Source organism: Candidatus Nanosynbacter sp. TM7-075 (assembly GCF_022828255.1).
Taxonomy (GTDB): domain Bacteria; phylum Patescibacteriota; class Saccharimonadia; order Saccharimonadales; family Saccharimonadaceae; genus Nanosynbacter.
In genome coordinates, this window is sequence record NZ_JAJQJW010000002.1 from 442,847 (window position 1) to 448,955 (window position 6,109).

A 6,109-nucleotide genomic window follows, 5' to 3' on the forward strand; every position below is an offset into this window, starting at 1 on the left:
CAGAAATCCGACCGCGTATTAGCGATTGGCATTGTCTGGGTCGTGAAACTCCAGGCGGTGGATCGTTTTCTGAATCGTTTCTTCGTCTTCGTACAGATGAAAATCCTTGATTGTATACTCGTTGTTCATGATTATTTCACCTCCATAAATTTATTTAAGCCGATAAAATCTATCGACATCTCCGCCTCCAGCGCCGATGTCGTCCTTCTCATTATCTTACAACTGTTGCGATACGGAAAAATATTTAGACTGCCTTCGTAAATAATTTCTTTGTCGATGACGGCTAATTTGCGGTGATGTTTGACTGTAAAAAGCACTTCGACGCCTACTGATTGTAGTAAACTCAGAGATTTTTGGACTTGTAGTTTGTATATTTCGTCGTGTTCTTCAAGTGGTTTGGTGTTAAGTAATATTACCACGCCACGCTTTTTGAGCCGGTGGAGTATTGGAGTGAATTTTTTAACTCGGGCGACTCTAAGGAGCGGGCTTTCGATGATAATGCTTTTGCGGGTTTTTCGTAAGTCACACATAAACTGGTTGTCAAAAGTATTTTGGTCGTAGAGTTTTGAATCTAGTTTTTGCAAATTAAACATCACGCTCCTCCAAATCCAGCAAATGTACCTCGCCATTTTTAATAACCATACCAAGCTCCTTGAAGCGATTTCGCAGTACAAACAAATCGCGAAAAAGAAGTTCCACATTTATATTGGTTAGCTCACCATAAAGAATGTTTGGAATAGCTCGCTTATTTTGTGGCGAGTTTTTTCATTGTTGCTTTGTAGTTTCTTTGGCAACGGACTCATCGTCAGTCCGAGACATCATTTCAGAATAGGCTTCAAGTATATCGCTCTCCTTATATTTCGGTTTATGTGAGCGCTCGATTGCATACCAGATTGTTATGGGTATCAGCAGGACGGTGTTTATGCAATATATCGTAATTGCAGCTTCTATGGACCCAACGATATTTACAAATGCTCCCGTATAGAATAAAAAGAAAATAATTACAGTGGTTGACCCGAAAATAAAGAACAAAATTTTTGAGATAATGTATTTATCTATTTCTGGCATAATATTTTATATTCTAGCATTAAGGGGAGGTGGAGGCTAGTTTATGTGGCTATGTTGACCGTACGAATAGCTATCGGCTATAATAACGCTAATGGTAATTTTATATGGAATGTAATAATACGGATATTCTAGTCGCGCAGGCTGATAATATTACGAACCTTGATTTCAGACCGATCGCCATCAAGGCTACGAATGTAATCAAGAAGTATAAAGTTGGCAAGCAAATAATTAGAGCTATCGATGATGTTTCAGTAGACATTCACGAAGGTGAATTTGTGGCTCTTGTTGGTCCAAGCGGCAGTGGTAAAAGCACTTTACTGCATTTACTTGGTGGACTAGATAAGCCTACGTCTGGTGAGATTGTTGTAGGAGGGAAAAACGTTTCCAGTGTGAATGATCGTCAACTATCTAAGTTTCGCAACCAGACAATTGGATTTGTTTTCCAATCGTTTTATCTGCAGCCTTTTTTGACGTTGCGCCGTAATATTGAAGTCGCTTCAATGCCTCAGCGCATGAGGCGGGCGGAGCGCAAGCTACGTATTGAATCATTAGCTCGACAAGTTAATTAAGGAGGATGACCTCTCCAATCCCGAACTCTCCGCTCTCAAAAGCTCTTCTAATCCTCTCCGCTCCTGGAAACTTATAGCCCAGTCCCCGTCTAGTGTCAGTTAGTATAGAAATAAATTATAGAATTATCAGTCCGTTGCATCGTGCTTATTCTTAAGGTAAAATGATAAATAACTAAGCAATAGGGGCTATATTGTATGGCGAATAGTAAGAGCAAAAGAGCGAGCAAATCGCATGTAAATAATAAAAAAATCTGGCAAGCTATCTTGATTATTCTGTCGTCAATAGTTGTGGTAATGACTGTAGTGTACATTGTAGGTGGAATTATAATAGATAGAGAAATTAATAAACGTTCGGTTGGCGATAAGACTGAGCAAGCTAACATGACTAGCTATCTAAAAAACAAATATGACCAAGATTTTGAAGTAGAAAAACCTAGTTGTAATGGCGGTGCTTTTGGTATTTCTTGTGTATGGTCTGCTGATGCTTATCCTAAATCAGATAAAAGCATAAAGGTGTATATTTCTCGGGTGGATAACCAGACGAAGTACAGCGACGACTATGTTGTAAGAACTTGGCAAAAAGAACAAACTGCCAAAATTCAACCCAAAGTCAGAGAAATATTTAAAGACATGCCCGTTGATGTAAAAGTTAGACTAGGCGTAATAGATCCAGACGTAGAGCGTACCTTCACTCTGAAAAAGCCAACTTTTGAGGAGGTGTTTTTGGAGGGTGATAAAGATAAATATGGATTAACTGTATATTCGATTGCTATAAGATATAGAGAAGGCCGGGAGATGTCAAAAAATGACATAGCTAGTAGATTATTTGAATTGGTGAAATATATAAAACTTCAAGGTATTTCTCGGGTATCATCTAGTGTTCTAGATATCAGCGAAAAAGATAGAAGGGGTGTTTCTTGTGGCGTAGACGAAAACATATCATTAGAAAGCATAAAAAAGTGCCTGGATAATATATCTGCATTACCAAAGGAGGATCTTATATGGTAAACACTAAAGACTATCTAAATCTATCAGCCTTGGCGTATGTTGATTTTGAGAGTGTAGATAAAGGAAAAACGATAGGTAGTCTTGTCGACGGTGTTGAGAATGGTACTATGTCGCGTAAAGATTTCAATATCAATAGTCCTGAATTCTCTGCCCTCCAAAATTCTTCTAATCCACTTCGCTCCTGGAAACTTATAGCCCAATCCCCGTCTAGCGTCAGTGAAGTAAAAGTTGTGAATTATCGCGGGTATAAACGAGAGGAAGTTGTTACTCGCTCTATCCCCTTTTCTTGCACTGCTTTTCAAAACCCCGAAACGGGTGAGATAGTGTTTGCCTTTCGTGGCACTAATAATATAAAAGATTGGGGTACGGACATACAAATAGCGTCTTTCGTTCCACAGGTATTTATTCGCCAATTTCAACAAGCAAAAGACTTTGTGTTTAACACTTTAAATGAACACGGTCCAGTATGTTACGAGACTAAAGATGCTATGTTCAAGGCTCTCAACCAGAATAGTAATGTTAGCTTTACTGGACACTCGCTAGGTGGCGGGTTGGCTCAGTATATGACATACGTAACTTCTGATATGGAAAGTGGTGATACAGGGGTAAAGTCAGTAACCTTTAATGGCGTTGGTATAGGTCAGAACACTTGGGATATTGAAATATGGGATAATGGATATAAGTATAATTCAACGAATCATATTAATTCTGGAGATATTACCGGTAATTACGGCATGAGGCTAGGCAGGCAAGTTTATCACGTCGATGCATTGAGTGGAGTGCGAGCTCAATCGGTGAACGTCAAGGCGTTAACAACTATGCTGATGTATAAGGTCTATAGCCTTACGGGCAAGAATCGCAATGTCGATTACCTTGCTAAAATAGAGAACATTCAAAAGGGCTTAAAAGACGGAGATGAATATAGGAGTACTATGCTGGCATACGCAGGGTTCTTTGGCGGCGGAGGCGGCTCAGGTGTTGCAAGGTATCATATGCTTGACACTCTAATAGACAGGACAACGGGTGATGTAACAGATACCGTAGAGGAGAATGTAGCCGGCTTAGCTAAGCTCGACAAGGACAAGATCGAGAAGCTTCTTGGAGCTATCAAAGTTATTGAAGTAGCTAAAATAGAAGGTAATTATAAGGAATCATTACTGACCAATAAATTGCCTTTCTACAAATGGAAAGAACATAGGTCTGGTAGATATGAAGGGATGCTCGGTAATCCTCCAGCAAAAGAGAACGGTAAATTTAGGCACAGCTATACAGATGCTCAAATTGGCTATGCGAACTACGTGCTGAAAGAGTTTGAAAGGATGTTCTCGGGTGGAGAGTATAAAGATATTGAGGTTATTTTTCAGAAAGCCCAAGCCGAGCAAAACCGTCGTATTGATCCGCTGGTGTTTGATTTGGATGGCGACGGAATAACGACAGTTTCACTTGAGGAGTCAAACGCTTTCTTTGATTTGGATAATAATGGCTTCGCTGAAAAAACCTCGTGGGTTGGTGCCAAAGAAGGTTTGCTGGCGTACGATAAAAACGGCGACGGGATAATTAATGGCGGCAATGAGTTGTTTGGCGACCGTACGTTAATGAAAGATAGCAAAACGTTGGCATCAAGCGGTTTTACGGCATTGGCAGAGTATGACAATAACAAGGACGGCAAGATTGATAGCAATGATGCGATATATACACTGCTGCGGATTTGGCAAGATTCTGACGGCGACGGTATTGCTTCCGCTGGCGAATTAAAACAGTTGGTTGATTTGGGGATTGTGTCTATTGGCTTGTCGTATAACAACACTGGCGTGACCGACGGCGCTAATAACATCCAAGTGCGAACAGGAACGTTTACTTTGGCGGATGGCAGCACTCGGATGACTGGAGAATATCTGCTGAATCGTAATCCGGTGTATTCGGTGGATTCGTCACAGGTAGAGATTTCCGATGATGTTGCGCTGCTTCCAAATGTACAAGGAGCGGGCAATGTCGGTTCATTACATAAGGCGATAATGCAGGATGAGTCCGGTTCTTTACGCAGTTTGATCAATCAGTTTATTGCAGAAAAAGATGTTGCAAAACGCGAGGCGTTAGCTGAGGATATTTTGGCGCGTTGGGCGGGAGTGGATTCCGTTGATCCGAAAAGCCGCGGCGATACGTTTGATGCCCGAAAATTGGCTGTATTGGAGAAATTTTTTGGTGTAGAATTTCAAGGGTCGCCAAATGCCAACTCGGCACCCTTGCTAAAATCTTCGTATACTAAATTGTTTGAGGTTGTGTATGTATCATTGATTTCTCAGGCACAGTTGAAAGATATAGTGAATAGCGTGGCTGATGACAATGATGAGGTTTCATTCGAGAAAGCTAAGCAGATAATAGATGATGCTATCTCTCGAGACTCTGTTGCTGGCGTTGGTTTGCTGAGTGAGTTTGTGCGGGCAATGAAATATTACGGACTGAAGAGCAGTGAAGAGTTTATTGTTTTGAGAAGTTATTATGTTGGTAAATCGGCGGAATATGGTCGTATCATCGACTTTGCTGGTGAACGGGTTTTACGCGGAACGGCTAGTGGAGATTCTCTCAGCGTGGGCAGTCAGTATACTTTAATAGATGGCGACTCCGGCAGCGACACTCTCCGTGGCGAATCTGGTAACGACACTCTCATTGGTGGCACTGGCGATGACGCACTCTATGGTGGTAAGGGCGACGACCTCTACATCTTCAACAAGGGAGATGGAGTAGACTATATTGAAGAGACCGATGGCGTGGATACCCTTCAATTTGGTGAAGGTATTAGCCCAGAAGATATCCTCGTAAAACGCGCTGTAGCTGGCAGCGGCTACACTGCTAACTACAATCTTGAACTTTCCATTAAGGGAACCAACGACAAGGTAACTATTGCAAGGCAATTAGGTTACAGCGATGGAAACGTGTTTGGTGTAAGTCAAAAAGATGCGTCAGGACAAGCAGTAGAAAGAATTGCCTTTGCTGATGGCACCATATGGGCACAGGATACCATCTACCAGATGTTACATAACCGTACTGGCAGTGATGGAGGTGACACACTTGTTGCTTACGACGATGGCGCTGTTGAATACCACGGCCTTGATGGCAATGACACCTTACGCGGTGGCATTGCTGACGACCTTCTTTATGGCGACTCTGGCGACGACTGGCTCCGTGGCGAATCTGGTAACGACACTCTCATTGGTGGCACTGGCGATGACGCACTCTATGGTGGTAAGGGCGACGACCTCTACATCTTCAACAAGGGAGATGGAGTAGACTATATTGAAGAGACCGATGGCGTGGATACCCTTCAATTTGGTGAAGGTATTAGCCCAGAAGATATCCTCGTAAAACGCGCTGTAGCTGGCAGCGGCTACACTGCTAACTACAATCTTGAACTTTCCATTAAGGGAACCAACGACAAGGTAACTATTGCAAGGCAATTAGGTTAC

The 6,109-nt window shown here is 42.0% G+C and carries 5 protein-coding genes; 3 read left to right on the forward strand and 2 right to left on the reverse strand.

The annotated features are described in order from the left end of the window. Nucleotides 1-131: 131 nt before the first annotated feature. Both LRM42_RS03895 and LRM42_RS03900 read right to left on the reverse strand, forming a co-directional pair. The gene (locus LRM42_RS03895; RefSeq protein ID WP_320412656.1) at nt 132-629 is read right to left on the reverse strand and encodes a phospholipase D-like domain-containing protein; all 498 of its coding nucleotides are present in this window, start codon (nt 627-629) and stop codon (nt 132-134) included. A 136-nt stretch (nt 630-765) separates the two neighbouring features. Next, entirely contained in the window at nt 766-1,068 is a 303-nt protein-coding gene (locus tag LRM42_RS03900; RefSeq protein ID WP_243816820.1) for a hypothetical protein, read from the reverse strand. Between the two features lie 104 nt (nt 1,069-1,172). On the opposite strand from LRM42_RS03900, the gene LRM42_RS03905 reads away from it, so the two are divergent. The 3 genes from LRM42_RS03905 to LRM42_RS03915 all read left to right on the forward strand — a co-directional run. Then, nucleotides 1,173-1,637 carry an ABC transporter ATP-binding protein gene (locus tag LRM42_RS03905; protein ID WP_243816821.1) on the forward strand — a complete coding sequence of 155 codons (465 nt, stop codon included), beginning with the start codon at nt 1,173-1,175 and terminating at the stop codon, nt 1,635-1,637. A gap of 195 nt (nt 1,638-1,832) precedes the next feature. Continuing rightward, nucleotides 1,833-2,645, forward strand: a complete 813-nt coding sequence (locus LRM42_RS03910; protein ID WP_243816822.1) for a hypothetical protein — start codon at nt 1,833-1,835, stop codon at nt 2,643-2,645. Continuing rightward, nucleotides 2,639-6,109, forward strand: a 3,471-nt coding sequence (locus LRM42_RS03915; RefSeq protein ID WP_275973104.1) for a calcium-binding protein, incomplete at its 3' end; no start/stop codon positions are given. The genes LRM42_RS03910 and LRM42_RS03915, both read left to right, overlap by 7 nt.